Raw genomic sequence first — 26,358 nt, 5'->3', positions numbered from 1 at the left:
CCCTCTCTCCGAGTATCGACTGGTCGAGAGAGCGGTACCCCCTCACCCGATTTGCTTCGCAAATCGACCTCTCCCCGCAGGCGGGGAGAGGTGAAGAGGCACCCCGCGCAACACCGAGATTTGTGACCTGAGGAAACAGAGATGGATTTTGATCTGAACGAGGAGCAGCGGCTTCTCAAGGACAGCATCGACGGCCTGCTGACCGATTCCTACGATTTCGAGAGCCGCAAGAAGTACATGAAGGAGAAGGGCGGCTGGAGCCAGGCCGTCTGGGGCAAGCTCGCCGAGCAGGGCCTGCTCGGCCTGCCCTTCAGCGAAGCGGATGGCGGCTTCGGCGGCGGCGGTGTCGAGACCATGATCGTGATGGAAGCGCTCGGCAAGGCGCTGGTGCTCGAGCCTTATCTGGCAACCGTCGTGATCGGCGGCGGCTTCCTGCGTCATGCCGGCTCCGATGCGCAGAAGGCTGCGCACGTCCCCGGCATTATCGACGGCAGCAAGACTTTAGCTTTCGCCCAGCTCGAGAAGAACTCGCGCTACGACCTCTTCGACGTCACCACGACCGCGAAGAAGAAGGGCGACGGCTGGGTCATCGACGGCGAGAAATTCGTCGTGCTCAACGGCGAGAACGCGGAGACGCTTGTCGTCACCGCGCGCACCAAGGGTGACCGCCGCGACAAGTCCGGCATCGGCGTGTTCCTGGTGCCGGCGAGCGCCAAGGGCGTGACCAAGAAGTCGTACCCGACCCAGGACGGCCTGCACGCCGCCGACATCACCTTTACGGGTGTCGAGGTCGGCGCGGATGCCGCTCTCGGCAACCCGGATGACTCGCTCGCCCTGATCGAGCGCGTCGTGGACGAAGCCCGCGTCGCGCTCTGCGCCGAGGCGGTCGGCCTGATGGACGAGTCGCTGAAGACGACCGTCGAGTACATCAAGACGCGCAAGCAATTTGGCGTCGCGATCGGCTCGTTCCAATCGCTGCAGCATCGCGCCTCCGACATGTTCGTCGCCGCCGAGCAGGCGCGATCGATGTCGATGTTCGCGACCATGGCCGGTGATTTCGAGGACGCCAAGGAGCGCTCCAACGCGATCGCCGCGGCCAAGGTGCAGATCGGCAAGTCGCTGAAATACGTGGGACAGCAGGCGATCCAGCTCCACGGCGGCATCGGCATGACCATGGAGGCGAAGATCGGTCACTACTTCAAGCGCCTCACCATGATCGAGAACAGCTTTGGCGACACTGACTACCATCAGCGCCGCGTCGCGGATGGCGGCGGGTTGATCTAGGTCTCTCCACCGTCATTGCGAGGAGCCCTTGCGACGAAGCAATCCAGACTTTCTCCGCAGAAAGATTCTGGATTGCTTCGCTGCGCTCGCAATGACGGAGATCGTTGAAGCAGCGAGGCAACAACAATGAAAAACACCCCGTTCGATCTCACCGGCAAGGTCGCCATCGTCACCGGCTCCAGCCGCGGCATCGGCCGCTCCTCCGCCGAGTTGCTCGCAAAGCTCGGCGCAAAAGTCGTGGTCTCCTCGCGCAAGGCCGACGCCTGCAAAGACGTCGCCGACGGCATCAATGCGGCCGGCGGCGATGCCGCCGTCATCCCCTGCAACATCGCCCGCAAGGCCGAGGTCGAGGCGCTGATCTCGGGCACGATCAAGCATTACGGCAAGATCGACATCCTCGTCTGCAACGCCGCCGTCAATCCTTACTACGGCCCGCTGCTCGACATCACCGACGAAGCCTTCGACAAGATCATGGGCTCGAACGTCAAGAGCAACATCTGGCTCTCCGCACTCGCGATCCCGCAGATGGCGGAGCGTGGCAACGGCTCCGTCGTCATCATCTCCTCGATCGGCGGCCTGCGCGGCTCTACGGTCATCGGCGCCTACGGCATTTCGAAAGCCGCCGACTTCGCGCTGTGCCGTTCGCTCGCCGGCGAATGGGGCCCGAAAGGCGTCCGCGTCAACTGCATTGCGCCCGGCCTCGTCAAAACCGATTTTGCCCGCGCGCTCTGGGAAGACGAAGCCAACCTCAAGCGCCGCACCGCCACCACACCGCTCCGCCGCATCGGCGAACCCGACGAGATCGCGGGCGCAGTGGCGTATCTCGCATCGGATGCATCGAGCTTCATGACCGGCCAGACCATCGTGATCGACGGCGGGGTCACCACGGCGTCGGTGTAGGCGGCTACTACTTGCAATTGTGTCGAGGCCGCGCTTCACTTACCCTCCCCTGGAGGGGGAGGGTCGCTCGCGCGAAGCGTGAGCGGGGTGGGGTGAAGCCACGGCAATGGTCTCAACATCAATTCGACGCGCGGCCGCGAAAAAGCTGAGAGCGAACACGACGCCGCACGAGCGAATCTTATGGCGCGCCCTCAAAGAACTCCCGATCGAGGGCTCACACTTCCGCCGCCAAGCGCCGATCGGTCCTTACATTGTCGACTTCTTTTGTCCAGCCAAGCGACTCATCATCGAGCTCGATGGCGGACACCACAACGACGACGACACGGCCGCGCGAGACCTTGAACGACAGCGCTGGCTCGAACGCGAAGGCTACCGTGTTATCCGATTCTGGAATTCGGAGATTACAGGCGAACTCGACGCAGTGCTCGAGCGCATCTATGTCGAGCTCTACGGATCGCGCGACGCGGAGACCATACCTCTGAAGCACCGTCGAACGTAGTTTCGAGCTCGGCTTTCTCTTACCCTCCCCTGGAGGGGGAGGGTCGTGTCGCATGCAGCGAAGCGGAATGCGAACCGGGGCGGGGTGACAGACTATCTGCAAATTCAGTGCTTCCGAATCCGGAGCGGCAATAATTTCTTCGATTCGGTGAGACCGTCTTTGTGGCTTCACCCCACCCCGCCCGCGCTTCGCGCGGTCGACCCTCCCCCTCCAGGGGAGGGTAAGCGAGAGCCCGCCTTGACCTCTCCGCCCTAATCCGCTCCTTTTGGCGCGCCACAATGACTCCTCTCAGGGAAACGCCAGGGTAAGCCACCATGTCTTTCGTCCTCGCCATCGACCAGGGCACCACCTCCTCGCGCGCAATCGTTTTCCGCAGCGACATCTCGATCGCGGCCCGTGCGCAAGCTGAGTTTCCGCAGCATTTTCCGGCCTCGGGCTGGGTCGAGCACGAGCCGGACGACATCTGGACCTCGACCGTGACGGTGTGCCGCGATGCGATCGCGCAGGCCGGCATCACCGCGAAGGACATCGCCGCGATCGGCATCACCAATCAGCGCGAGACCACAGTGGTGTGGGACCGCGCCACGGGACAAGCCGTGCATCGTGCCATCGTCTGGCAGGACCGCCGCACCGCCGACATCTGCGCCAAACTAAAGGCCGACGGCCGCGAGCCGGTGATCTCGCAAAAGACCGGCCTGATCATCGATCCCTATTTCTCCGGCACCAAGATCGCCTGGATTCTCGACCACGTCCCCGGTGCGCGCGGGCGCGCCGCGCGCGGCGAGCTGATGTTCGGCACCGTCGATTGCTATCTGCTCTGGCGCCTCACCGGCGGCAAGGTGCACGCCACCGACGCCACCAATGCCTCGCGCACGCTGCTGTTCAACATCCACACCGGCCAGTGGGACGACGAGCTGCTGGAGATCATCGGCGTGCCGCGCTCGATGCTGCCCGAGGTGAAGGATTCGTCCGCTCGCTTCGGCGAGAGCGTGCCGGATCTGTTCGGCGGGGCCATCGCCATCTCAGGCATCGCCGGCGACCAGCAGGCCGCGACCATCGGGCAAGCCTGCTTCCGCCCGGGCATGATGAAGTCCACCTACGGCACCGGCTGCTTCGCGCTGCTCAACACCGGCACCACGCCGGTGGTGTCCAAGAACAAGCTGCTCACCACCGTCGCCTATCAGCTCGACGGCAAGCGCACCTACGCGCTGGAAGGCTCGATCTTCGTCGCAGGCTCGGCGGTGCAGTGGCTGCGCGACGGCCTCGGCATCATCAAGCACGCCGCCGAGACCGGCCCGCTCGCGGACCAGTCGGACTCGATGCAGAGCGTCTATCTCGTCCCTGCCTTCGTCGGCATGGGCGCGCCCTACTGGAATCCGCGCGTCCGCGGCGCGCTGTTCGGCCTCACCCGCAACACCGGCCCCGCCGAGCTCGCCCACGCCGCACTCGAAAGCGTCTGCTACCAGACTTTTGATCTGTGGGCCGCGATGCGCGCGGACTGGCCGAGCTCGGAGGTGGCAAGCGTCGTGCTCCGCGTCGACGGCGGCATGACCGCGTCCGACTGGACCATGCAGCGCCTCGCAGATCTGCTCGACGCGCCGGTCGATCGTCCCGTGATCCAGGAAACCACGGCGCTGGGCGCCGCCTATCTCGCCGGCCTCCAGGCGGGCGTCTATCCCGAGCCGACGAAATTCGCCGACAATTGGCGCCTCGAGCACCGCTTCAAGCCGAACATGAGCCAGGCGACGCGCGAGCGGAAGCTCGCAGGCTGGGCGCGCGCGGTGAAGGGCGTGCTGGCGAGTGACGAGGGGGAAGGGTGATCCTTCCCGACGGCTATTCCGATGTGCCCAACGGGAAGATCGCCGCTGTCGTCACCCATCTGGAGATGACCGCGCCTCCCGCGCGCCGTGACGATCCTCCCGGTGCGTGGAGCCTGCGCAAGGTCGATGTACCCGCGCTTCATTGGTATCGCGACCTCTACCGCCGCGTCGGCGAGGAGTGGCTGTGGTTTTCCCGGCCGCGCATGAACGATGCAGAGCTCGCCGCGATCATCCACGCGCCTGGCGTCGAGGTCTACGCACTTGTCGTGGACGGTCGCGACGAAGGCCTGCTGGAGCTCGATTTCCGCGAGGCCGGCCAGTGCGAGCTGGTCTATTTCGGCGTTACCGCTGGATTGATCGGGACGGGTGCGGCCCGCTTCCTGATGAATCGGGCACTGGAGCTTGCATGGTCACGCGACCTGCGCCGCGTCTGGCTACACACTTGTACCTTCGACCATCCTTCGGCCGTCGCGTTCTACCAGCGCTCCGGCTTCCGCCCATTCCGCCGCCAGATCGAGATCGCCGACGATCCGCGCCTCGACGGAACGGCGCCACGGATGACGGCGAGGCATGTGCCGATCATCGGATAGTACACGGCCGCCTCCACCGTCATTGCGAGGAGCCCTTGCGACGAAGCAATCCAGACTGCCTCCACGGAAAGATCCTGGATTGCTTCGCTGCGCTCGCAATGACGGAGTGTGGCGCTGCCGTCGCTCTTCCAGTTGGCGCCAGCGAAAACCCGGGCTGTCCTTCCAGGATTTTCGTTGCAGCCGGTGCGTATTGGCGATGAACTGACCGGGCCTGCCGTGTCCAACAATTGAGAAGAACCATGTTCCTGATCGGCCAATACGACCCCCCCTTCGTCCGCCGCGTCGCGATCGCGCTGCGCCTTTACGGGCTCGCCTTCGAGCACAGGCCGTGGTCGACCTTCGGCGATGCCGACAGCATCGCGCCTTATAATCCGCTGCGCCGGGTGCCGACGCTGGTGCTCGACGACGGCGAAGCGCTGATCGAGAGCACGATCATCCTGGAATATCTCGACGAACTCATCGAACCCGAGAAGGCGATGCTGCCGCGAAGCGGCGCGGAGCGGCGGCGTCATTTGCGCATCTGCGCGCTCGCATCCGGTCTCGGCGACAAGGCGGTGAGCCTGCTCTACGAGCGTGTGTTGCGAAAGGAGCAGCTTGCGCTGTGGGTCGAGCGCTGCGAGGCGCAGATCGCGGACGTCCTCAAAGCGCTGGAAGCTGAGCGCGCCAAGGTGACCACGCCGTACTGGCTGGGCGACCGTATCGGCCATGCCGACGTCGCGGTGGCCTGCGTCGTTCGCTTTACCCGCGAGGCGCATCCGCAATTGTTCGCGCCGTCGCGTTATCCGGCGCTTGCGGCACATGCCGAGCGGTGCGAGGCACTGCCGCCGTTCCAGGAGATCATGCAGCCGCTGGCGCCGCCGAAGGGGTGAGCCGCATCAAACGCCGCTATGCGAACCCAACCTTGATCAGGATTGTCAGGAAAAGACCTCCGACGACCGCGCAGACCGCGGCACCGATCAGAGGTCCCAGCGCGCCTTCCCGGCTTGCAGGCTCCAGCACGGCCTGTCCCGGCTGGTCCGGATCGTAATAGACCTTGACGCTCTGCCCGGGACGATATTTCGCCGCTTCCTTTTCGGCGACCTCGCGCAGCCCGGAGATCATGGTGCCGCCCCAGTTGATTTCGGTGCCGGTGAAGTCGCGCTTGCCGACCTTGTAGTCGTAGCGGAGGTCGACCTGATAGCGATGTACAAGCTTTGAAGTCGTCGGTCTGTTGTCGTGCTCTGTCTTCTCCTCGATGATCTCCTCGATCACATCGGAATGCGTAATCCTGCCCGACGCGGTCGGCCAGCGCAGGCTGGCGCTCGCCAGCCGGCGCGTGCGGACGTATTCTGCGACGCAGAACACACCGCCCATGAGCACGATGATTGGCAGCGCGAACGCGAACAGCGGAACGCCATTGTCGGCGTAGAGCACGTGACCCGCGAGCGAATGCGCGATCAGGGTGGCTGCGATGATGCCGAACACCATCGTGAACGCCACCAGCGCTGCGACGTTCTGCGCTGCGGCGGGCTCCAGCAGCGCCTCGGTCGGTTGCTTCGGATCGACATGGATTTCGACATGGGCGCCGACCGGATAACGCCCGGTCAGTTTTGCGGCCAGCACCCTCGTGGTGATGGCGGGGCCGCCGACGAAGATCTGGTCACTTTCCAGTTCCTGGCCGCCGGCCTGATAGCGATAGCGGATGATAGGCTTGGCGTCGTTCCGATCGTCCGAGGCGTGCGCCGCCGGCTGATCGACCCGGGAGACCGTGATGATGCCCTCCACCTTGTCCCAGCTCCGCGCGGCCTGCATCCGGCCTCGCATGCGGACCAGGTTGAACAGCATCAATCCAAACAGCAGGACGGCGATGCCGGCGGCAATCTGCGTCCACATCAATTGTTGGGCGTTCAACATCCGATTCCCTTGCGTTCCGGCGGCGGTCGCCATTGGTCGCGACGAACGCGCGTTGCGTTCACGGCATTGCGGGGCCGGGGGCGCAACGCGCCGCGAGAATGCGAAGCGCCCTGGGATGTGAGTTGGAGAGCGACTTGGTTGCCCACACTCCGTCATTGCGAGCACAGCGAAGCAATCCAGTCTGTCCCCGTGGCAGGGTTCTGGATTGCGTCGCGGAGCCGGTCATCGGGCCACGCCTCGCGGCGGACCCGCGCAATGACGACATCGCGTGAAGGCCTCTACGCGTTCAACGGGCGAGGTCTGCGATGATGAAACAATACAGGTGTTTTGCCCGACGGCGCAAGTCTTTTTCGGGTAAGGCGAAATTGCTGAAGCTTTTCAACCCCATCCCTACTGTGCATGGGGTTGTTTTCTCATTTTTGTCTTGGAGGCGCCTCTATCCCGCTCCCACGCGCTTCTTCTGCCAGACCAGATGCACCGCGCAGGTGCATCCCGGCGGATGCGAGGCGAGGTCGCTCGAGGCCTCGTCATTCGCCGGCGTCGCCGCAAAGGCCTTGTCCTGCTGCGACGGGATGTAGTTCAGCACCGGCGCGAGCCAGCGCTCGGTCTCCGCGACCGTCATACCCTTGCGCGCGGCATAGTCCTCGACCTGGTCGCGCTCGATCTTGCCGACACCGAAATAATAGCTCTCGGGGCTGGCGAAATAGAGCCCCGACACGCTGCTGCCCGGCCACATCGCAAAGCTCTCGGTCAGCGTCACGCCGGCAGTGGCTTCCGCGTCGAGCAGCTCGAACAGCGTTGCCTTCTCGGTGTGATCGGGCTGCGCGGGATAGCCGGGCGCGGGGCGGATGCCCTGATACTTCTCCAGGATCAGATCGTCGGGGGGGAGCGTCTCGTTCGGCGCATAGGCCCAGAACTCGCGGCGCACGCGGGCATGCATGCGCTCGGCAAAGGCTTCGGCGAGGCGGTCGGCCAGCGCCTTGCACAGGATCGAGGAATAGTCGTCATTGGCGCTTCTGAAACGGTCGGCGACCACGTCCTCGCCGATGCCGGCGGTGACAACGAAGCCGCCGACATAGTCCGGCACGCCCGCGGGCGCGATGAAGTCGGACAGCGCCGCGTTGAAGCGGCCTTCGCGCTTCTCCAGCTGCTGGCGCAGCGTGTGCAGCGTCGCGATGCTCTTGGTGCGGCTCTCGTCGGCATAGAGCACGATGTCGTCACCTTGCGCGTTCGCCGGCCAGAACCCCACCGTGGCGCGTGCCCGGAACCATTTCTCCTTGACGATCAGGTCGAGCATTTTTCGCGCATCGTCGTAGAGCGAACGCGCGACCTCGCCGACCTTGGCATCGTCGAGGATGGCCGGAAAACGCCCGGCGAGCTCCCAGGTCTGGAAGAACGGCGTCCAGTCGATATAGGGCACCAGCTCGGAAAGGTCGTAGTCGTCAAAGCTGCGCGTGCCGAGGAAGGTCGGCTTCACCGGCTTGTTGACGGCGAAATCAACCGGCACGCGGTTGGCACGCGCGGCCGCGAGCTTCAGGCGCTTCTTGTCGGCCTGCGCGCGCATATGCGCATCCGAGATCTTTGCGTATTCGGCGCGTACGTCGGCGGCATAGGCCTCGCGCTTCTCCGGTGACAGCAGCGAGGAGGCAACGCCGACGGCGCGGCTGGCGTCATTGACATGCACGACAGGGCCGGCGCGATAGCTCGGGTCGATCTTCACGGCCGTATGCACGCGGCTCGTCGTCGCGCCGCCGATCAGCAGCGGCAGCTTGAGGCCTTCGCGCTGTAGTTCACCGGCGAAGAACGCCATCTCGTCGAGCGAGGGCGTGATCAGGCCTGATAGCCCGACGATGTCGGCTTTCTCCGCCTTCACGGTCTCGACGATCTTTGCGGCCGGCACCATCACGCCGAGGTCGATGACCTCGTAATTGTTGCACTGGAGCACGATGCCGACGATGTTCTTGCCGATGTCGTGGACGTCGCCCTTGACGGTCGCGAGCACGATCTTGCCGGCCGAAGAACTTTTGCCCGTATCGATGCCAGCAGCGGCGTTGCGCGCCTTCTCCTCTTCCATGAACGGCATCAGCCACGCCACCGCCTGTTTCATCACGCGCGCGGATTTCACCACCTGCGGCAAGAACATTTTTCCGTCGCCGAAGAGATCGCCGACCACGTTCATGCCGGCCATCAGCGGGCCTTCGATCACGTCGAGGGGGCGCGATGAGGTCTTGCGGGCTTCCTCGGTGTCCTGCTCGATGAACTCGGTGATCCCGTGCACCAGCGAATGCGACAGCCGCTTCGCCACCGGCCATTCGCGCCAGGCGAGGTCGGCCTCCTTGGTCTGGGTCTTGTTGCCGCGAAATTTCTCCGCGAGTGCCAGCAGGCGCTCGGAAGCGCCGGGATCGCGATTGAGGACGACGTCCTCGCAAGTTTGGCGCAGCTCGGCGTCGATGTCGTCATAGACGATCATCTGCCCGGCATTGACGATGCCCATGTCCATACCGGCCTTGATGGCGTGATACAGGAACACCGAGTGCATGGCCTCGCGCACCGGCTCGTTGCCGCGGAACGAGAACGACAGATTGGAGACGCCGCCCGAGATATGCGCGCCCGGCAGGTTTTTGCGGATCCAGCGCGTCGCCTCGATGAAGTCGACGCCGTAATTGTTGTGCTCCTCGATGCCGGTCGCGATCGCGAAAACATTCGGATCGAAGATGATGTCTTCCGGCGGGAAGCCGACGCGGTCCACCAGGATGTCGTAGGCGCGCTTGCAGATCTCGGTCTTGCGCTTGAACGTATCGGCCTGACCGACCTCGTCGAACGCCATCACCACGACCGCGGCGCCGTGACGGCGGGCGATGTTGGCCTCGTGAATGAACTTCTCCTCGCCTTCCTTCATCGAGATCGAGTTCACGATCGGCTTGCCCTGTACGCATTTCAGGCCGGCCTCGATCACCGAGAATTTCGAGCTGTCGACCATCACGGGGACGCGGGCGATGTCCGGCTCGGCGGCGACGAGATTGAGGAAGGTCACCATCGCCGCTTCGGAGTCGAGCAAGCCCTCGTCCATGTTGACGTCGATGATCTGCGCGCCGTTCTCGACCTGATCGCGTGCGACCTGAAGCGCAGCCGTGTAGTCGCCGTTGGTGATCAGCTTGCGGAAGCGGGCAGAGCCGGTGACGTTGGTGCGCTCGCCGACGTTCACGAACGGGATCGCGTCCGTCAGAATGAACGGCTCGAGGCCGGAGAGCCGCAGGCGCGGTTCGATCTCCGGGACGATGCGCGGCTTGTGCGGGGCGACCGCGGCGGCGATTGCCGCAATGTGGTCCGGCGTGGTGCCGCAGCAGCCGCCGACGATATTGACGAGGCCGGACGCGGCGAACTCACCGACCAGACGCGCCATGTATTCCGGCGTCTCGTCATATTGGCCGAATTCGTTGGGCAGGCCGGCGTTCGGATAGGCGCAGACCAGCGTATCGGCGACGCGGCCGATGTCGGCGATATGCGCGCGCAGATCTTCCGCGCCGAGCGCGCAGTTGAAGCCGATGGTCACAGGCTTGGCGTGCTGCACCGAATGCCAGAATGCCTCCGGCAGCTGGCCGGAGAGCAGGCGGCCGGACTTGTCCGTGATGGTGCCCGACACCATCACAGGCATGTCGATGCCGCGCGCTTCGGTGATCTCGGCGATCGCATAGAGCGCCGCCTTGGCGTTCAGCGTGTCGAAGATCGTCTCGACCAGCAGCAGGTCGACGCCGCCGTCGAGCATGCCGTTGATCTGCTCGCCGTAGGACTTTCGCAGATCGTCGAAGGTGACGGCGCGGTAGCCGGGACTGGACACGTCGGGCGAGATCGAGGCGGTGCGGTTGGTCGGTCCGATGGCGCCGGCGACGAAGCGCGGCTTGCCGTCCTCGGCCTCGACGCGCCTCGCGGCATTGCCGGCGAGACGGGCGCCTTCGCGCGCCATCTCGTAGACGATATCGGTGAGGTCGTAATCGGCCTGCGCGATCGAGGTCGTCGAGAAGGTGTTGGTCGCGACGATGTCGGCGCCGGCGCGCAAGTATGCAGCGTGGATGTCCTCGATCGCCTGTGGCTGGGTCAGGATCAGCAGATCGTTGTTGCCGCGCAGGTCGCGGTGAAAGTTCTTGAAGCGCTCGCCGCGGAAGGCGGCTTCGTCGAACTGGAGATTCTGGATCATCGTGCCCATGGCGCCGTCGAGCACGAGGATGCGCGCGCGGGCGGCGTCGAGCAGGGCGGTTCGCTTGGGAGAAACGGGAGTGGTCATTTTATCTCAAGCCGCCTTCTGCGCGCTCTTGGCGCGAATGCCGAGCAAATGGCTGATCGCGAACACGAGATCGGCGCGGTTCATGGTGTAGAAATGGAAGGTGTCGACGCCGTGCTTGGCGAGCTTCTGCACTTGGCCGGCGGCAACGGTCGCGGCCACCAGCTTGCGGGTCTCGGCGTCGTCGTCGAGGCCCTCGAACTTCGCGGCGAACCAGTCCGGCACGGACGTGCCGGCGCGGGTGACGAAGGCTCTCGCCTGCTTGAAATTGTGCATGGGCATGATGCCCGGCACGATGGGGATGTTGATGCCGCGAGCGCGGACGCGATCGAGATAGCGGTAGTAGAGGTCGTTATCGAAGAACACCTGGGTGATCGCGCGCGTCGCACCCGCATCGACCTTGGCCTCCAGCGTGTCGATGTCGGCGTCGAAGTCGCGCGCTTCAGGATGCTTCTCGGGATAGGCCGAGACCGAGACTTCGATATCGCCGTGCCGCTTCTTGATGCCGGCAACGAGCGCATCGGACGTCTGGTAGCCGTCGGGATGGCTGGAATAAAGCGTGCCGATGCCGCCGGCGGGATCGCCGCGCAGACCGACGATGTGGCGGACCCCCACCTCGTGATAGCGGTCGACGATCTCGTCGATCTCGCCGCGCGAGGCCCCGACGCAGGTCAGATGCGCCGCCGGCAGCAGCGCAGTTTCCTTCAGGATGCGGGCGATGGTCGAATGGGTGCGCTCACGGGTCGAGCCGCCGGCGCCATAGGTCACCGAGACGAATTTCGGGTCGAGCGGGGCCAGCCGGTTGATGGTCTCCCAGAGGTTCCGCTCCATATCTTCGGTCTTGGGCGGAAAGAACTCGAAGGAGATCGCAGGCCGCTTCAGGTGCCCGTCTTGCCCGTCGGCGTGGGCAGGAATCGTCAGATCTGTCATGGCACCACTCACTCCAGGGGCTCGCCAGGTTTTGGCGGCCAGCGGTCAGGTCTAGATTGGGAGAGGCTAAGATAGGGCAAAGAGGGGTTTTTCGACAGCCCATCGGACGTGGGAAATGGCCCACTGGATGGCATAGGAAGCTAAATATTGTGCTGTCTCAGTCGATGGTGGGAAGTCATGGGATCTGGATATAATTTAGCAAAATCAATGTTTTTTACGCAATCTGGCGATCAATAGAGCTGAACCGAGGTTGTGGGCAGTATGAATCTCATATGATGTATCGAGCTCTCGTCCCAACGGTCTGGCCCCGCCGGGCAAGAGGGTTCGCGTCGCGCACACGCCAGACCTGCGCTGTCGGCCCATTGCCGCCGCGCTGGCCTTCACTAGGTTAGCGCGCCATGATCCCGCTCTCAGTCCTCGACCTCTCCGTCGTTACCACAGGCACCAAACCCGCCGCGGCGCTGCGCAACAGCATCGATCTGGCGCGACATGTCGACGGGCTCGGCTATGTCCGCTACTGGCTCGCCGAGCATCACAACCTCGCCTCGGTGGCGAGCCCGGCGCCCGACGTGATGATCGGGCAGATCGCGGCGGTGACGAAGCACATCCGCGTCGGCTCCGGCGGTGTGATGCTGCCCAACCACGCCCCGCTGGTTGTGGCCGAGCGCTTCAAGATGCTGGAGGCGCTGTTTCCCGGCCGTATCGACCTTGGCCTGGGCCGTGCGCCCGGCACCGACGGCGCCACGGCGTACGCACTCCGCAGCCGGCTCGACCGTCGCGAGGGCGATGACTTTCTGGAGCGGCTGCACGAATTGATCCTGTGGCAGACGCGCGAATTCCCCGCAGGGCACCCCTACCATAACGTCGTCGCGATGCCCGATGACACGCCGTTGCCGCCGATCTGGCTGCTCGGCTCCAGCGATTATTCCTCGGAGTTGGCAGCCCAAGTCGGCATGGGCTTCGCCTTCGCCCATCATTTCGCGTCCCATGACGCGATCGATGCGATGGTGCACTATCGCAATCGCTTCCAGCCCTCGGCCTGGAGTGCGAGCCCGCGCGCGATCCTCGCGGTCGCCGCCATCGCGGCGGATACGGATGAGGAGGCCGAAAAGCTTGCGACCTCCTTCGACCTCAACCGGCTGCGCCGCGACCGCGGCCAATATCTGCCGCTGCCGAGTGTCGAGGAGGCGCTGGCCTATCCCTACACGGATTCCGAGCGTACCTCGATGGCGCGCAACCGTTCGCGCCTGTTCGTCGGCAATCCGGCGACCGTGCAGAAGAAGCTCCAGCCGCTGATCGATGCGAGCAAGCCAGACGAGTTGATGGTGATCACGGCCGTGTACGACCACGACGCGCGAAAGAAGTCGTATTCGCTGCTGGCAGAGGCGTTCGGGCTTGAAGCAGCCGCGTAAACACTATCGTGCCCCGGACGCAGCGCAGCACGCAGTGATGCGCTGCTGAGCCGGGGCCCATCTATCACCCGGAAAAACTGGGGTCTCGGCTCGCGCTTCGCGCGTCCGGGACACGAGATCACTCCATCGTCGCGCGGAACGGGTGCCCCGGATACACGCCGACGATGCGGAATTCTCGCGAGAAGAACTTCAGCTCCTCGATCGCAAACGCCAGGCCCTTGTCGTCGGGATGGCCGTCGACATCGGCATAAAATTGCGTGGCGAAGAAATTGCCGTCGACCATGTAGCTCTCGAGCTTGGTCATGTTGACTCCGTTGGTGGCAAAGCCGCCGAGCGCCTTGTAGAGCGCGGCGGGCAGGTTGCGCACCCGGAAGACAAAAGTCGTGACCAGCGGGCCGGAGCCTTGCGCCGCCCATTTCGGCTCGCGCGCCAGCACCACGAAGCGCGTGGTGTTGTGCGCCTCGTCCTCGATGTCCTCGGCGAGGATGTCGAGGCCGTAGATCTTTGCGGCGAGGCGCGAGGCGATCGCGGCGACCGACTTGTCGTTACGCTCGGAGATGTCACGGGCGCTGCCGGCGGTATCGGCGTGCACGATTGGCTTGATGCCGAGCTTGCGGATGATGCGCCGGCACTGGCCGAGCGCATGCACATGGCTCTCGACGCTCTTGATGTCTTCGAGCTTGGTGCCCTTCACGGCCATTAACTGATGGCGGACCGGCAAGAACCATTCGCCGATGATGAAAAGGCCGGAGGCCGGCAGCAGATGATGGATGTCGGCGACGCGGCCGGCGACCGAGTTCTCGATCGGGATCATGCCGAGATCGGCCTCACCCGAGGAGATCGCCGACAGTGCGTCCTCGAAGGTGGCGCAGGGCAACGGCTCGGCGTCGGGAAAGGCCTCGACGATAGCGATGTGGGAATTGGCGCCGGGTTCGCCCTGGAATGCGATTTTCATCTTGCTCATGACGGGCCTTGTAACAGCGGCTCAGGATTTGGAAAGGAGGCTGCGCGCGGTCTCGAGGTCCGCCGGCGTGTCGACCCCTCGTGGCACGGTGTCGACGATGGTGAAGTCGATGCGCATGCCGGCCTCCAGCGCCCGAAGCTGCTCGAGCTTCTCCTGCAATTCCAGCGGTGAGGGCGGAAGGGAGACGTAGCGCTCCAGCGCGGCGCGGCGATAGGCGTAGAGGCCGATATGGTGGTAGCGCGGTCCGTCTCCGGTCGGCGCGGTCGCGCGGGTGAAATAAAGTGCACGCATCCGCTTACCCCCGAGCGAGGTTCCGATCGCCTTTACGACGCTCGGCGCGAGGTCCTCCTCCTCGGTGTGGATCTGCGAGGCCAGCGTGGCGATGTCCACGGCCGGATCTTGCAGCGGCGGCAGCACTTCGCGGATGTTGTCGATCGTGATGGTCGGGAAATCGCCCTGGAGATTGACCACGATCTCGGCCTTGCGGTCTGGATCGAGCTTCTGCATGGCCTCGTGGATGCGGTCGGAGCCGGAGGGGTGCTCCGGGCGCGTCATCACGGCCTCACCGCCATGAGCGGTCACTACCGAGGCGATCTCGGCGGTATCGGTCGCCACCGCGACCCGGCCGATGCCGGCGGCCTCGGCGCGGCGCATCACATGCACGATCATCGGCAGGCCCGCGATGTCGGCGAGCGGTTTGCCGGGCAGGCGGGTGGCGGCCATGCGGGCCGGGATCAGCACCAGGATGCGGGGATCGGTCATGGGGTTCGAAGGTTTGGGTTCAAGGGCCTGGAAACGGGGCGTTTTCCGCACCGAGAAATGGGGTGGGGATGGGCTGAAAGCCGGGTCGCTTATACGGGTTGCCAGACCCCGGGCAAACCGATATCTCAATGGCAAAACTCGGGGAAACAATAAGGAACGTTTGATTCTCTGAGGCTCGTCCTGGCGGCCGCCTGGCCGCTTTTTCCTTACTGCGGTGTGGGGCCTGGCCGGCAATGGACTCTTTCGAACTCAACAAGATTCTCGGTGCCGTGCTCGGCACCTGTCTCATCCTGCTGGTGACGAGCTTCACCGCCCAGGCGCTATTCTCGCCCAAGATGCCGGAAAAGCCGGGCTTCGAGATCGCGGTGAAGGAAGAGGCCGGCGACAAGGGTGGCGCCGTCGCTGCTGCGCCGTCCGAGCCTATCGAAAAGCTGCTCCAGACCGCTTCCGTCGAAAAGGGCGCTGCCGCCGCCAAGAAGTGCGGCGCCTGCCACACCTTTGAGAAGGGCGGCCCGAATCGCGTCGGCCCGAACCTCTTTGGCATCGTTGGCGACCACCGCGGCGAAGGCCGCGGCTTCAACTTCTCGGCTGCGATGAAGGCCAAGGGCGGCACCTGGACCATCGACGAACTGAACAAGTTCATCGCCAATCCGAAGGGCGACATTCCCGGCACCGCGATGGGCTTTGCTGGCATCCAGAAGGATAGCGAGCGCGCCGATGTCATCGCCTATCTGAACAGCCTCTCCGACAGCCCGAAGCCGCTGCCCACCGCGGCGAAGTAAGGCTTCAAAATCCTGCTTTGGAATATGCGGCCAGGCCTCAAAGCCTGGCCGTTTCCGTATCCGAGCCTCGCGATGTCGTTATCGGGGCGTTTGGCCGCATCGGATAGGCTGGCCGGGCTTCCAAGATGAGGAAAAAGCAACATATTCCGTCGAAACCTCGCCTATATTGGGCCCTTAAAGGGGTGACCTCCTTCAAGACTGGAATGTTGATTTGGCCATTACCCGACGCGATCTCCTGCTCACCGGCACCGCTGCCGCGGCGCTCCCCGTTCTTGGTTCCGTAGCGGGCGTCCCCGTCGTGGGTGCGGCTGCGGCGCAATCGGCAGGCGAGCTGCCGTGGCGGCATGCGCTGTCGCTGTTCGGGAAGGTCAAATACCCCGCCGACTTCAAGCGCTTCGACTACGTCAATCCGGGCGCGCCCAAGGGCGGCGTTGCGCGCCAGATCGCCGTCGGCACCTTTGACAATTTCAACATCGTGGTCTCCGGCGTGAAGGGGCAAGTCGCCGGTGCCGTGGCATTCATCTATGAATCCCTCACGACGCCCGCGCTCGACGAAGTCTCGACCGAATACGGCGCACTCGCCGAAGCCGTCAGCCATCCCGACGATTTTTCCTTCGTCACCTATCGTTTGCGCTCCGAGGCCAAATGGCACGACGGCAAGCCGGTCACCGTGGAGGACGTGATCTTCTCCCTCGAATCCTTCAAGAAGCACCACCCGATGTACTCGGCCTATTACAGCCATGTCGTGAAGGCCGAGAAGGTCGGCGAGCGCGAGGTGAAGTTCGTGTTCGACGCACCTGGCAATCGCGAGCTGCCGCAGATCGTCGGGCAGCTCACGGTTCTGCCGAAACATTGGTGGGAGGGGACGGACGCGCAGGGCCGGAAGCGCGATGTCTCCGCGACCACGCTCGAAGTGCCGCTCGGGTCCGGCCCCTACAGGGTCAAGGAGTTCGTTGCCGGGCGCTCGATCGCGCTCGAGCGCGTCAAGGATTATTGGGGCCGTGACCTCGCCGCCAACGTTGGCCGCAATAATTTCGACGAGCTGCGCTACGAATATTTCCGCGACGCCACCGTGGCGATCGAGGCTTTCAAGGCCGATCAGGTAGATTGGCGCACCGAGAACAGCGCGAAGAACTGGGCGACCGCCTACGATTTCCCGGCTGTAAGCGAGAAGCGCGTGATTCTCGAAGAGTTTGCCAATCGCAGTTCGGGCGTCATGCAGGGTTTCGTGCCGAACCTGCGCCGCGCCAAGTTCAGTGATCCCCGCGTGCGCCGTGCACTCAACTACGCGTTCGACTTCGAGGAAATGAACAAGCAGATCTTCTACGGTCAGTACAAGCGGATCAGCAGCTATTTCGATGGCATCGACGAGCTGATGGCAACCGGCTTGCCCCAGGGCAAGGAGCTCGAGATCCTCGAGACCGTCCGCGCCGAAGTGCCGCCCGAAGTCTTCACGACGGCCTACACCAATCCGGTCGGCGGCAGTCCGGAAGCCGTACGCGACAATCTGCGCGAGGCGCTGCGCCTGTTCAAGGAAGCCGGCTACGAGGTGCGCGACCGCAAGCTGATCGACGTCAAGACAGGGGCCCAGTTCGCCCTGGAATTGCTGAACTCGGATCCGAGCTTCGAGCGGATCACGCTGTTCTACAAACCGTCGCTGGAGCGGCTCGGTATTGCCGTCAGCGTGCGGACGGTCGATCCGACCCAGTACGAGAACAGGACCCGCGAGTGGGATTTCGACATCATCACCAACTCATGGGGCGAGTCGCAATCGCCGGGCAACGAGCAGCGCGAGTTCTGGTCGTCGAAAACGGCCGACATCGCCGGCTCGCGTAACATTGCCGGCATCAAGAATCCGGCAATCGACAAGTTGATCGAGCGGGTGATCTACGCCAGGGATCGCGACGACCTCGTCGTAGCCACCAAGGCGCTCGACCGCGTGCTGCTTTGGAATCACTATGTCGTGCCGCAATGGAATTATCCGAAGGTGCGCACCGCGCGGTGGGATCGCTTCGGCCGGCCCGCGGAATTGCCCAAGTACGGTCAGTCGGGCTTCCCGTTCGTCTGGTGGTATGACGCAGACAAGGCGGCGCGGATCGCAAAGAAGTCGTGAAGGATACTCCCCGCATGGCGCAGCTTTCACGCCGGCATGTGCTGGCCTTAGGGGCCGGCGGCGCGCTTAGCGCTGCCCTGCCGCGCGGCGCGGCGGCGTCGGAAGTGTCGGCAGAGGCCCACGGCATCTCGGCGTTCGGCGATCTCAAATATCCCGCCGACTTCCATCATTTCGACTACGTCAATCTCGACGCGCCGAAGGGCGGCACGTTTTCGCTCATTCCCTCGGTGCGCGCCTACAACCAGTCCTACCAGACCTTCAACTCGCTCAACGCCTTCATCCTGAAGGGCGACGGCGCGCAAGGCATGGACATGACGTTCGCGCCGCTGATGGTGCGCGCCAACGACGAGCCCGATGCGATGTACGGGCTTGCCGCCAAATCCGTGCAGATATCGCCGGACAAGCTCGCCTATCGCTTCACGATGCGGGCCGAGGCGAAGTTTCACGATGGCAGCAAGCTCACCGCACACGACGCGGCGTTTTCGCTGACGTCGCTGAAGACTAAGGGCCATCCGCTGATCATCGTGCAGATGCGCGACATGGTCAGCGCCGAGGCGGTCGATGACGCGACGCTGGTCGTCACCTTCGCCAAGGGGCGCGCACGCGACGTTCCGCTCTATGTCGCGGGGCTGCCGATCTTCTCGAAGGCTTACTATGCGTCTCGGCCGTTCGACGAAACCTCCCTCGACATCCCGCTGGGCTCGGGCCCGTACAGGGTCGGCAGGTTCGAGGCCAATCGCTACATCGAGTTCGAGCGGGTCAAAGAGTGGTGGGGCACCGATCTGCCGCCTTGTCGCGGCAGCTACAATTTTGGCATCGTGCGCTACGAGTTCTATCGTGACCGCGATGTTGCCTTCGAAGGCTTCACCGGCAAGAACTACCTCTACCGGGAAGAATTCACCTCGCGCATCTGGGCGACGCGCTACGACTTCCCGGCCGTGAAGGACGGACGTGTCAAGATGGAGATCGTGCCCGACCTGACGCCATCCGGTGCACAGGGCTGGTTCATCAACACACGGCGCGACAAGTTCAGAGATCCGCGCGTGCGCGAGGCCCTGACCAACGCTTTCGACTTTGAGTGGACCAACAAGACCATCATGTACGGCGCCTATGCCCGCACGGTGTCGCCGTTCCAGAATTCCGACCTGATGGCGAGCGACGGACCTCCCCCGCCGGAGGAGCTGAAGCTGCTGGAGCCGTTCCGTGGCCAGGTGCCAGACGGAGTGTTCGCTGCACCATTTTCGCCTCCGGTCTCGGACGGCTCCGGGCAGGACCGCAGCCTGCTCCGCAAGGCGCAGCAATTGCTGACCGAGGCCGGCCTGCCCATCAAGGACGGCAAACGGGTACTGCCGAACGGTGAAGTTTTCAAAATTGAGTTCCTGCTGGACGAGCCTTCGTTCCAGCCCCACCACGCGCCTTACGTCAAGAACCTGGGCACGCTCGGCATCGAAGCGAGCGTGCGTCTTGTTGATGCCGTGCAATACAAGGTGCGCCAGGAAGAATTCGACTTCGACATGACGATCCAGCGCTTCAGCATGTCGGCGACGCCGGGCGACGCCATGCGCTCGTTCTTCTCCTCGCAGGTTGCGGCGACCAAGGGCTCGTACAATCTTGCGGGCGTTGCCAGCCCCGCGATCGACGCCATGATCGAGAAGATCATGGCGGCCGAAAACCGCGAGGATTTGACCGTCGCCTGCCGCGCCTTCGATCGCCTGTTCCGCGCTGGCCGCTATTGGGTGCCGCAGTGGTATAACAAGACGCACAGGCTCGCTTACTGGGATCAGTTCGCTCATCCGCAGAAGCTGCCGCGTTATGCCAACGGCGTCGGCGCTCCTGATATCTGGTGGTCCGACCAAGCCAAGGCGGCCAAGCTCGAGCAGGCGAAATAGCCATGGGTGCCTATATCGCGCGCCGTATCCTTCTGATGATTCCGACTCTGCTCGGGATCCTCTTCGTCTCCTTCGTCGTGGTGCAGTTCGCGCCGGGCGGCCCGGTCGAGCGGGTGATCGCGCAACTGTCCGGGGCCGATACCGGCGGCAGCTCGCGCATCTCCGGCGGCGGCGACTTCGCGCAGCGTGCGCCGGGGCAGCTCGGGGCCGGCGGCGATGCCGTCAGCTCGAAATATCGCGGCGCGCAGGGTCTAGACCCTGATTTCATCAAGAAGCTGGAGAAGCAATTCGGCTTCGACAAGCCGGCGCCGGAACGCTTCGCGCTGATGGTGTGGAATTTCGCCCGCTTCGATTTCGGCAACAGCTATTTTCGCGATGTCAGCGTGCTCCAGCTGGTCAAGGAAAAGCTGCCGGTCTCGATCTCGCTCGGCATCTGGCTGACGCTCCTGACCTATCTGATCTCGATTCCGCTCGGCATCCGCAAAGCGGTGAAGGACGGCACGCGCTTCGACACCTGGACGTCGAGCGTGCTCGTGCTCGGCTATGCCATCCCCGGATTTCTGTTCGCGATCCTCCTGATCATCCTGTTTGCCGGCGGCTCGTTCTTCAACTGGTTCCCGCTGCGCGGGTTGACGTCGGACGGCTGGTCGCAATTCCCCTGGTACTGGAAGATCATCGATTACTTCTGGCATTTGACGCTGCCCTTGATCGCCATGGGGCTCGGCGCGTTCACCACCATGACGTTCCTGACCAAGAACTCGTTTCTGGACGAAATTCGCAAGCAATACGTGATGACCGCGCGCGCGAAAGGCTGCAGCGAGAATCGCGTGCTCTATGGCCACGTCTTCCGCAACGCGATGCTGATTGTCATCGCAGGCTTTCCCAGCACCTTCATCCATGCCTTCTTCTCGGGCTCGCTCCTGATCGAGACCATCTTCTCGCTGGATGGCCTCGGACTGCTCAGTTTCGAGAGCGTTCTCAACCGCGACTACCCCGTGGTGTTCGGCACGCTCTTCATCTTTTCGCTCGTCGGTCTCGTGGTCAACCTCATCTCGGATCTCACCTATATGTGGATCGACCCGCGGATCGATTTCGAGGCACGGGAGGTCTGATGACGCTGACCGCCCCCACCCCGATCGAAACCACCTCGCAGTCGCCGCTTGGCGATGCCGTGCCGATCACGCGCAAGCCGTTCGCGCCATCGCCGCTCAACAGGCGGCGCTGGCAGAATTTTAGCGCGAACCGTCGCGGTTACTGGTCGCTGTGGATCTTCCTGATCCTGTTCGTGCTGTCGCTGTTCGCCGAGCTGATCGCCAACGACAGGCCGTTCCTGATCAAATATGACGGCCATCTCTACTGGCCGGCCTTCGTCACCTATTCCGAGACGACTTTTGGCGGCGACTTCGAAACGGCGGCCGATTACCGCGATCCCTATTTGCAGAAGCTGATCAAGGACAAGGGCGGCAGTGTCGTCTGGCCGCTGATCCGCTACTCCTACGACACTCACAATCTCGATCTGCCGACGCCGGCGCCGTCACCGCCGACCTGGATGCTCACGGAGGCGCAGTGCAAGCCCGTCGTCGAAAAGAAGGGCCTGAAGAGCTGCCGTGATCTCGAATACAACTGGCTCGGCACCGACGATCAGGGCCGCGACGTGGTGGCGCGGCTGATCTACGGCTTCCGCATCTCGGTGCTGTTCGGCCTCTGCCTGACCATTGTCTCCTCCGTCATCGGCATCGCGGCCGGCGCGGTGCAGGGCTATTTCGGCGGCTGGATCGACCTGTTGTTCCAGCGCTTCATCGAGATATGGACCGCGATCCCTTCGCTCTATCTGCTGCTGATCCTGTCGTCGGTGCTCGTGCCCGGCTTCTTCGTGCTGCTCGGTATCCTGCTGTTGTTTTCCTGGGTGTCGCTGGTAGGGCTCGTGCGCGCGGAATTTTTGCGCGGGCGCAATTTCGAGTACATCCAGGCGGCGCGAGCGCTCGGCGTGTCGAGTTCCGTGATCATGTTCAAGCATTTGCTGCCGAACGCGATGGTTGCGACGATGACGTTCCTGCCGTTCATCGTCTCCTCGTCGGTCATGACGCTCACGGCCCTCGACTTCCTGGGCTTCGGACTTCCGCCCGGCTCGCCGTCGCTCGGCGAACTGCTGTCGCAGGGCAAGTCCAACGTGCAGGCGCCATGGCTCGGTTTCTCCGGCTTCTTCTCGGTCGCAATCATGCTGTCGCTGCTGATCTTCGTCGGCGAGGCCGTGCGCGACGCCTTCGATCCGCGCAAGACGTTCAAGTGAGGGCGTGATGGACGCGATCAACCAGCCCCTGCTTGCCGTCAGCGACCTCTCGGTGGCTTTCCACCAGGGCGGCGCCACCACGCTCGCGGTCGACAAGGTCTCGTTCCAGATCAAGCGCGGCGAATGCGTCGCGCTGGTCGGCGAGTCCGGCTCCGGCAAGTCGGTCAGCGCGCTTTCGATCCTGAAGCTCTTGCCTTACCCGAATGCGTCGCATCCTTCGGGGAGCATCCGCTTCAAGGGTCAGGAGCTTCTCGACCGGACCGAGCGACAGATGCGGGAGGTTCGCGGTAGCGACATCTCCATCATCTTTCAGGAGCCGATGACCTCGCTCAATCCGCTGCACACGATCGAGGCGCAGATCGGTGAGATCATCCAGCTGCACAATCCGACCAGCAATGCGCAGGCGCGCAAGCGGACGCTGGAGCTGCTGACCCAGGTCGGTATCCCCGAGCCCGAGACGCGGCTCAACAGCTATCCGCACCAGCTCTCCGGCGGTCAGCGTCAGCGCGTGATGATTGCGATGGCGCTCGCCAACGAGCCGGATCTGCTGATCGCAGACGAGCCGACCACGGCACTCGACGTCACCGTGCAGGCGCAGATCCTGGCGCTGCTCGCCGAGATTCGTTCGCGGCTCGGCATGAGCCTGCTCTTCATCACCCACGATCTCGGCATCGTGCGCCGCATCGCCGACCATGTCTGCGTCATGAAGGGCGGCGTGGTCGTCGAGCAGGGTCCGGTCGAGCAGGTCTTCAAGAGCCCAAAGCATCCCTATACGCGCGACTTGCTCGCGGCCGAGCCGAAGCCCGATCCGGCGCCGCCGCAGCCGGATGCACCGCTGGTGATGTCGGCCAACGATCTGAAGGTGTGGTTTCCGATCAAGCGCGGCCTGATGCGCAAGACGATCGGACACATCAAGGCCGTCGACGGCGTCAGCGTCGCCGTGCGCAAGGGCGAGACACTCGGCGTGGTCGGCGAATCGGGCTCGGGCAAGACCACGCTCGGGCTTGCACTGCTGCGGCTGATCTCCTCGAACGGACGCATCGTGTTCCTGGGGAAAGACATCCAGGGCCTGCGCTTCAAGGAGATGCGGCCGTTCCGGCGCGACATGCAGATCGTGTTCCAGGATCCGTTCGGCTCGCTCAGCCCGCGCATGTCGGTCGCCGACATCATCGCCGAAGGCCTCACCGTGCATCAGCCAAAGCTGTCGCGTGAGGAGCGCGAGGCGCGCGTCGTCAAGGCGCTGGAGGACGTCGGTCTGAAGGCGGACACCCGCTACCGCTATCCCCATGAATTCTCCGGCGGCCAGCGCCAGCGCATCAGCATCGCTCGGGCGGTGGTGCTGGAGCCGGATTTCGTCGTGCTCGACGAACCCACCAGTGCGCTCGACATGCTGATCCAGGCGCAGATGGTCGACCTGTTGCGCGAGCTTCAGCGCAGGCGCGAGCTCACCTACATGTTCATCTCGCACGATCTGCGCGTCGTTGCCTCACTCGCCAGCCATCTCATCGTGATGCGCAACGGCAAGGTGGTCGAGGAAGGCCAGGCGGCCGAACTGTTCAAGAACCCGAAGACGGATTACACCCGCGCCCTGTTTGCGGCGGCGTTCCGGCTGGAGACGGCGGGGAATGGATCGGTGGCGACGTAGCTTTCGTTACAGCCGCTTGATCGCGACAACCTCGCTGCCCGCCTGCTTGATCCGCGCAATGGCCGGTTCGATCGGCTCGATCACCGTGGCCATGTGATAGGCGTTGGCGTGAACCATGGTGCCGGCGTCGCGGACGATGGCGACATGGCCCTTCCAGAAGATCAGATCGCCGCGCAGCAAGCTGCTTTGCTCATGCACCTCCAGCGCGCGGCCGAGGCCCGCCTGCTGCATGTCACTGTCGCGCGGACAACCAATGCCTGCGGCCGTTAGCGACACCTGCACCAGGCCCGAGCAGTCGATGCCAAGACTGCTCTTGCCGCCCCAGAGATAGGGCGTGCCGACGAAGCGCTCGGCAACAGCGACGAAATCCGGCTCGCGATAGTCGAGCGGAGCGAGATGCGCCTTCGGCAAAAAGCTCCCATCGCGCGTCACCGCGAAGCTGCCATCCTCGCGCGTCACCGCAATCTTCGAGCCCAGCACCAGCGTGTCGACAGGCGGCAGCTTGATCGAGGGGCCGGGGAAGGCGAACGTCCGCAGTGCGCTCACCTTGTGCGTCGGCGCGGCCGATGGCTTCGCGAGCGCCGCATCCGGCAGCCAGCCGACATAACCGTCGCCATTGAGCTGACCCCAGGCCCAGCCTTCGCCATTGCGGTCGTACACCGTGACGCGCTCGCCGCGCAACGCTTCCGTCATCAGCATCGCGCCCGAGGACGGCTGCTCGCGCACTGCTGCGATCGCCTCGGCCACCTCGAACTCCTCGCCGGTGACGAAGCGATCGGCCTCGACCTTACCCTCGAGATATTTGGCCGCGAGGTCGCCCCGCGCCGGCGTCAGCCTTAAATCGTGTCCCGGATCATGCATAGCGCTCGCTCAGCAAAGTGTAGATGGCGCGCGCGGCCTGGCATTCGCCGCCTTCGGGGCGCGCGGGTTTCGCCGACGGCGTCCAGCCGTAAATATCTACATGGAGCCAGCTGTTGGCGTGCTCGACGAAGCGTTGCAGGAATAACGCGCAAATGATCGAACCGGCAAATCCGCCCGACGGTGCGTTGGTGATGGTGGCGGTCTTGGAGTCCAGCCACGCATCGTAAGGCGGCCACAGCGGCATGCGCCACAACGGATCGTTCTCCTTCGCCGCGCAACGCGCGACATCGGCGGCCAGCGTCTCATCATTGGTGTAAAAGGGCGGTAAATCCGGCCCCAGCGCGACCCGCGCGGCGCCCGTCAGCGTGCCCAGGTCGATCAGCAGGTCGGGCTTCTCCTCATCGGCGAGCGCCAGTGCGTCGGCGAGCACGAGGCGGCCTTCCGCGTCCGTATTGCCGATCTCGACCGTGATGCCCTTGCGCGAGGTGAAAACGTCGAGCGGGCGGAAGGCATTGCCGGCGACGGCGTTTTCCACGGCCGGAATCAGCACGCGCAGCCGCACCTTCAGCTCGGCGTCCATCACCATGCGCGCGAGCGCCAGCACGTTGGCGGCGCCGCCCATGTCCTTTTTCATGATCAGCATGCCGCTCGACGGCTTGAGGTCGAGCCCGCCGGTGTCGAAGCAGACACCCTTGCCGACCAGCGTCACCTTGGGATGGGTGGGATCACCCCAGCCGATGTCGATCAGCCGCGGCGCGCGGTCCGAGGCCATGCCGACGGCGTGGATCAGCGGGAAATTCGTCTCCAGATCCTCGCCGATGGTGCAGGCAAAGCTCGCACCGAATTCGCTTGCGAGCTCTTGCGCAACCGCGGCGAGCTCCTCCGGACCCATGTCGTTGGACGGCGTGTTGATGAGATCGCGCGCCAGCATGGCAGCGTCCGCGATGCGGCTGATCTCGGCTGCGTCGACGCTATCAGGTGGCACCAGCCGGACATTGGGCCTGTCAGCCTTGCGGTAGCGGGCGAAGCGGTAGCACCCCAGCGCAAACGCGAGCGCCGCCAGCCGTGTATCGTGCGGTGCATTGGCAAAGCGATAAATGCCTGATGGCAGCAAGCCGGGAAGGGCGCCTGGCCGGAACAGGTCGCGCGATCTTGCACTCTCATCCTCGAGGCCGAACAGCACCTGCGCGATCGCGCCGTCGGGCGCCGGCAGCGCCTGATAGCCGCCGGGTTTGGCAGTGAAGCCGCTCGCGGTAGCGAACTGGCGTTGCGCGGGCGGCAGCGTCTCGGCGACCTGATCCCAGCTCGACTTGGTGACGAAGGTGATCGGGATAGCGTTGGGCGAGGTCTCGAAGACGGAAGGCATTGGCGGGTCCGGATCGTCAGATCAAGCGAATGGAGCAGACTTCGCAGAGTTTTGCTGCGCCTGCAATCGGCTTTGCTGT

The 26,358-nt window shown here is 64.1% G+C and carries 20 protein-coding genes; 13 read left to right on the top strand and 7 right to left on the bottom strand.

Annotated elements, in window-relative coordinates:
• Window positions 1-141: 141 nt before the first annotated feature.
• The 6 genes from pimD (at window position 142) to IVB29_RS31870 (ending at window position 5,962) form a co-directional block, all read left to right on the top strand.
• Window positions 142-1,284 (top strand): pimeloyl-CoA dehydrogenase small subunit, encoded by a 1,143-nt coding sequence (pimD, locus tag IVB29_RS31895; RefSeq protein WP_247507377.1) that lies wholly within the window; start codon window positions 142-144, stop codon window positions 1,282-1,284.
• Between the two features lie 126 nt (window positions 1,285-1,410).
• Window positions 1,411-2,184, top strand: a complete 774-nt coding sequence (locus IVB29_RS31890; RefSeq protein WP_247507376.1) for an SDR family oxidoreductase — start codon at window positions 1,411-1,413, stop codon at window positions 2,182-2,184.
• A 106-nt stretch (window positions 2,185-2,290) separates the two neighbouring features.
• On the top strand, window positions 2,291-2,683 hold the full coding sequence (locus IVB29_RS31885) for an endonuclease domain-containing protein (protein ID WP_247507375.1): 393 nt from the start codon (window positions 2,291-2,293) through the stop codon (window positions 2,681-2,683).
• A gap of 314 nt (window positions 2,684-2,997) precedes the next feature.
• Window positions 2,998-4,503, top strand: coding sequence for a glycerol kinase GlpK (glpK, locus tag IVB29_RS31880; protein WP_247507374.1), 1,506 nt, complete (start codon window positions 2,998-3,000; stop codon window positions 4,501-4,503).
• Window positions 4,500-5,093, top strand: coding sequence for a GNAT family N-acetyltransferase (locus IVB29_RS31875; protein WP_247507373.1), 594 nt, complete (start codon window positions 4,500-4,502; stop codon window positions 5,091-5,093). Before glpK ends, IVB29_RS31875 begins: the two co-directional genes overlap by 4 nt.
• 239 nt (window positions 5,094-5,332) lie before the next feature.
• The gene (locus tag IVB29_RS31870; RefSeq protein ID WP_247507372.1) at window positions 5,333-5,962 is read left to right on the top strand and encodes a glutathione S-transferase family protein; all 630 of its coding nucleotides are present in this window, start codon (window positions 5,333-5,335) and stop codon (window positions 5,960-5,962) included.
• A 16-nt stretch (window positions 5,963-5,978) separates the two neighbouring features.
• On the opposite strand, the gene IVB29_RS31865 is transcribed toward IVB29_RS31870, so the two are convergent.
• From IVB29_RS31865 to metF, 3 genes are all read right to left on the bottom strand, one after another.
• Complete coding sequence (locus IVB29_RS31865) at window positions 5,979-6,986, bottom strand: DUF3592 domain-containing protein (protein WP_247507371.1); 1,008 nt, start codon at window positions 6,984-6,986, stop codon at window positions 5,979-5,981.
• Window positions 6,987-7,422: 436 nt separating this feature from the next.
• A complete protein-coding gene (gene metH, locus IVB29_RS31860) occupies window positions 7,423-11,268 on the bottom strand; it encodes a methionine synthase (protein ID WP_247507370.1) in 3,846 nt (1,281 codons plus the stop codon).
• Window positions 11,269-11,274: 6 nt separating this feature from the next.
• Window positions 11,275-12,195, bottom strand: coding sequence for a methylenetetrahydrofolate reductase [NAD(P)H] (gene metF / locus IVB29_RS31855; protein ID WP_247507369.1), 921 nt, complete (start codon window positions 12,193-12,195; stop codon window positions 11,275-11,277).
• Between the two features lie 398 nt (window positions 12,196-12,593).
• Here metF and IVB29_RS31850 point away from each other — a divergent pair, with 398 nt between their 5' ends.
• Window positions 12,594-13,607, top strand: a complete 1,014-nt coding sequence (locus IVB29_RS31850; protein ID WP_247507368.1) for an LLM class flavin-dependent oxidoreductase — start codon at window positions 12,594-12,596, stop codon at window positions 13,605-13,607.
• A 118-nt stretch (window positions 13,608-13,725) separates the two neighbouring features.
• On the opposite strand, the gene IVB29_RS31845 is transcribed toward IVB29_RS31850, so the two are convergent.
• Both IVB29_RS31845 and IVB29_RS31840 read right to left on the bottom strand, forming a co-directional pair.
• Window positions 13,726-14,571 carry a prephenate dehydratase gene (locus tag IVB29_RS31845; RefSeq protein WP_247507367.1) on the bottom strand — a complete coding sequence of 282 codons (846 nt, stop codon included), beginning with the start codon at window positions 14,569-14,571 and terminating at the stop codon, window positions 13,726-13,728.
• Window positions 14,572-14,592: 21 nt separating this feature from the next.
• Entirely contained in the window at window positions 14,593-15,333 is a 741-nt protein-coding gene (locus tag IVB29_RS31840; protein ID WP_247507366.1) for a 3-deoxy-manno-octulosonate cytidylyltransferase, read from the bottom strand.
• Window positions 15,334-15,566: 233 nt separating this feature from the next.
• Between IVB29_RS31840 and IVB29_RS31835 the strand changes: the two genes are divergently transcribed.
• The 6 genes from IVB29_RS31835 to IVB29_RS31810 all read left to right on the top strand — a co-directional run bounded on the left by IVB29_RS31835 (window position 15,567) and on the right by IVB29_RS31810 (window position 24,052).
• Window positions 15,567-16,115, top strand: coding sequence for a cytochrome c family protein (locus IVB29_RS31835; protein WP_247507365.1), 549 nt, complete (start codon window positions 15,567-15,569; stop codon window positions 16,113-16,115).
• A 211-nt stretch (window positions 16,116-16,326) separates the two neighbouring features.
• The gene (locus tag IVB29_RS31830; protein ID WP_247507364.1) at window positions 16,327-18,228 is read left to right on the top strand and encodes an extracellular solute-binding protein; all 1,902 of its coding nucleotides are present in this window, start codon (window positions 16,327-16,329) and stop codon (window positions 18,226-18,228) included.
• Window positions 18,229-18,242: 14 nt separating this feature from the next.
• Window positions 18,243-20,117, top strand: a complete 1,875-nt coding sequence (locus IVB29_RS31825; RefSeq protein WP_247507363.1) for an extracellular solute-binding protein — start codon at window positions 18,243-18,245, stop codon at window positions 20,115-20,117.
• Window positions 20,118-20,119: 2 nt separating this feature from the next.
• Entirely contained in the window at window positions 20,120-21,229 is a 1,110-nt protein-coding gene (locus tag IVB29_RS31820) for a microcin C ABC transporter permease YejB (RefSeq protein WP_247507362.1), read from the top strand.
• Window positions 21,229-22,407: an ABC transporter permease gene (locus IVB29_RS31815; protein ID WP_247507361.1), complete on the top strand. Its 1,179-nt coding sequence runs from the start codon at window positions 21,229-21,231 to the stop codon at window positions 22,405-22,407. The genes IVB29_RS31820 and IVB29_RS31815 overlap by 1 nt, the downstream gene beginning before the upstream one ends.
• Window positions 22,408-22,414: 7 nt before the next feature.
• Window positions 22,415-24,052 carry an ABC transporter ATP-binding protein gene (locus IVB29_RS31810; protein WP_247507360.1) on the top strand — a complete coding sequence of 546 codons (1,638 nt, stop codon included), beginning with the start codon at window positions 22,415-22,417 and terminating at the stop codon, window positions 24,050-24,052.
• Window positions 24,053-24,058: 6 nt separating this feature from the next.
• Here the strand turns inward: IVB29_RS31810 and IVB29_RS31805 are convergent, their stop codons facing one another.
• Both IVB29_RS31805 and IVB29_RS31800 read right to left on the bottom strand, forming a co-directional pair.
• A complete protein-coding gene (locus IVB29_RS31805) occupies window positions 24,059-24,913 on the bottom strand; it encodes a C40 family peptidase (protein ID WP_247507359.1) in 855 nt (284 codons plus the stop codon).
• The gene (locus IVB29_RS31800) at window positions 24,906-26,279 is read right to left on the bottom strand and encodes a leucyl aminopeptidase family protein (RefSeq protein WP_247507358.1); all 1,374 of its coding nucleotides are present in this window, start codon (window positions 26,277-26,279) and stop codon (window positions 24,906-24,908) included. Before IVB29_RS31800 ends, IVB29_RS31805 begins: the two co-directional genes overlap by 8 nt.
• Window positions 26,280-26,358: the final 79 nt, after the last annotated feature.

The sequence above is a fragment of the Bradyrhizobium sp. 1 genome (assembly GCF_023073315.1).
Lineage (GTDB): Bacteria > Pseudomonadota > Alphaproteobacteria > Rhizobiales > Xanthobacteraceae > Bradyrhizobium.
The sequence above is the reverse complement of the archived record's forward strand: the minus strand, read 5'-3'. Positions and strand labels throughout refer to the sequence as shown.

Excerpts from the sequence above, each read along its gene's own strand:
- IVB29_RS31835 (WP_247507365.1), top strand. The coding sequence starts at position 15,567 with ATGGACTCTTTCGAACTCAACAAGATTCTCGGTGCCGTGCTCGGCACC.
- IVB29_RS31820 (WP_247507362.1), top strand. The coding sequence starts at position 20,120 with ATGGGTGCCTATATCGCGCGCCGTATCCTTCTGATGATTCCGACTCTG.
- glpK (WP_247507374.1), top strand. The coding sequence starts at position 2,998 with ATGTCTTTCGTCCTCGCCATCGACCAGGGCACCACCTCCTCGCGCGCA.
- IVB29_RS31825 (WP_247507363.1), top strand. The coding sequence starts at position 18,243 with ATGGCGCAGCTTTCACGCCGGCATGTGCTGGCCTTAGGGGCCGGCGGC.
- IVB29_RS31890 (WP_247507376.1), top strand. The coding sequence starts at position 1,411 with ATGAAAAACACCCCGTTCGATCTCACCGGCAAGGTCGCCATCGTCACC.
- pimD (WP_247507377.1), top strand. The coding sequence starts at position 142 with ATGGATTTTGATCTGAACGAGGAGCAGCGGCTTCTCAAGGACAGCATC.
- IVB29_RS31850 (WP_247507368.1), top strand. The coding sequence starts at position 12,594 with ATGATCCCGCTCTCAGTCCTCGACCTCTCCGTCGTTACCACAGGCACC.
- IVB29_RS31845 (WP_247507367.1), bottom strand. The coding sequence starts at position 14,571 with ATGAGCAAGATGAAAATCGCATTCCAGGGCGAACCCGGCGCCAATTCC.
- IVB29_RS31885 (WP_247507375.1), top strand. The coding sequence starts at position 2,291 with ATGGTCTCAACATCAATTCGACGCGCGGCCGCGAAAAAGCTGAGAGCG.
- IVB29_RS31805 (WP_247507359.1), bottom strand. The coding sequence starts at position 24,913 with ATGCATGATCCGGGACACGATTTAAGGCTGACGCCGGCGCGGGGCGAC.
- metF (WP_247507369.1), bottom strand. The coding sequence starts at position 12,195 with ATGACAGATCTGACGATTCCTGCCCACGCCGACGGGCAAGACGGGCAC.
- IVB29_RS31865 (WP_247507371.1), bottom strand. The coding sequence starts at position 6,986 with ATGTTGAACGCCCAACAATTGATGTGGACGCAGATTGCCGCCGGCATC.
- IVB29_RS31870 (WP_247507372.1), top strand. The coding sequence starts at position 5,333 with ATGTTCCTGATCGGCCAATACGACCCCCCCTTCGTCCGCCGCGTCGCG.
- IVB29_RS31815 (WP_247507361.1), top strand. The coding sequence starts at position 21,229 with ATGACGCTGACCGCCCCCACCCCGATCGAAACCACCTCGCAGTCGCCG.
- IVB29_RS31800 (WP_247507358.1), bottom strand. The coding sequence starts at position 26,279 with ATGCCTTCCGTCTTCGAGACCTCGCCCAACGCTATCCCGATCACCTTC.
- metH (WP_247507370.1), bottom strand. The coding sequence starts at position 11,268 with ATGACCACTCCCGTTTCTCCCAAGCGAACCGCCCTGCTCGACGCCGCC.
- IVB29_RS31810 (WP_247507360.1), top strand. The coding sequence starts at position 22,415 with ATGGACGCGATCAACCAGCCCCTGCTTGCCGTCAGCGACCTCTCGGTG.
- IVB29_RS31840 (WP_247507366.1), bottom strand. The coding sequence starts at position 15,333 with ATGACCGATCCCCGCATCCTGGTGCTGATCCCGGCCCGCATGGCCGCC.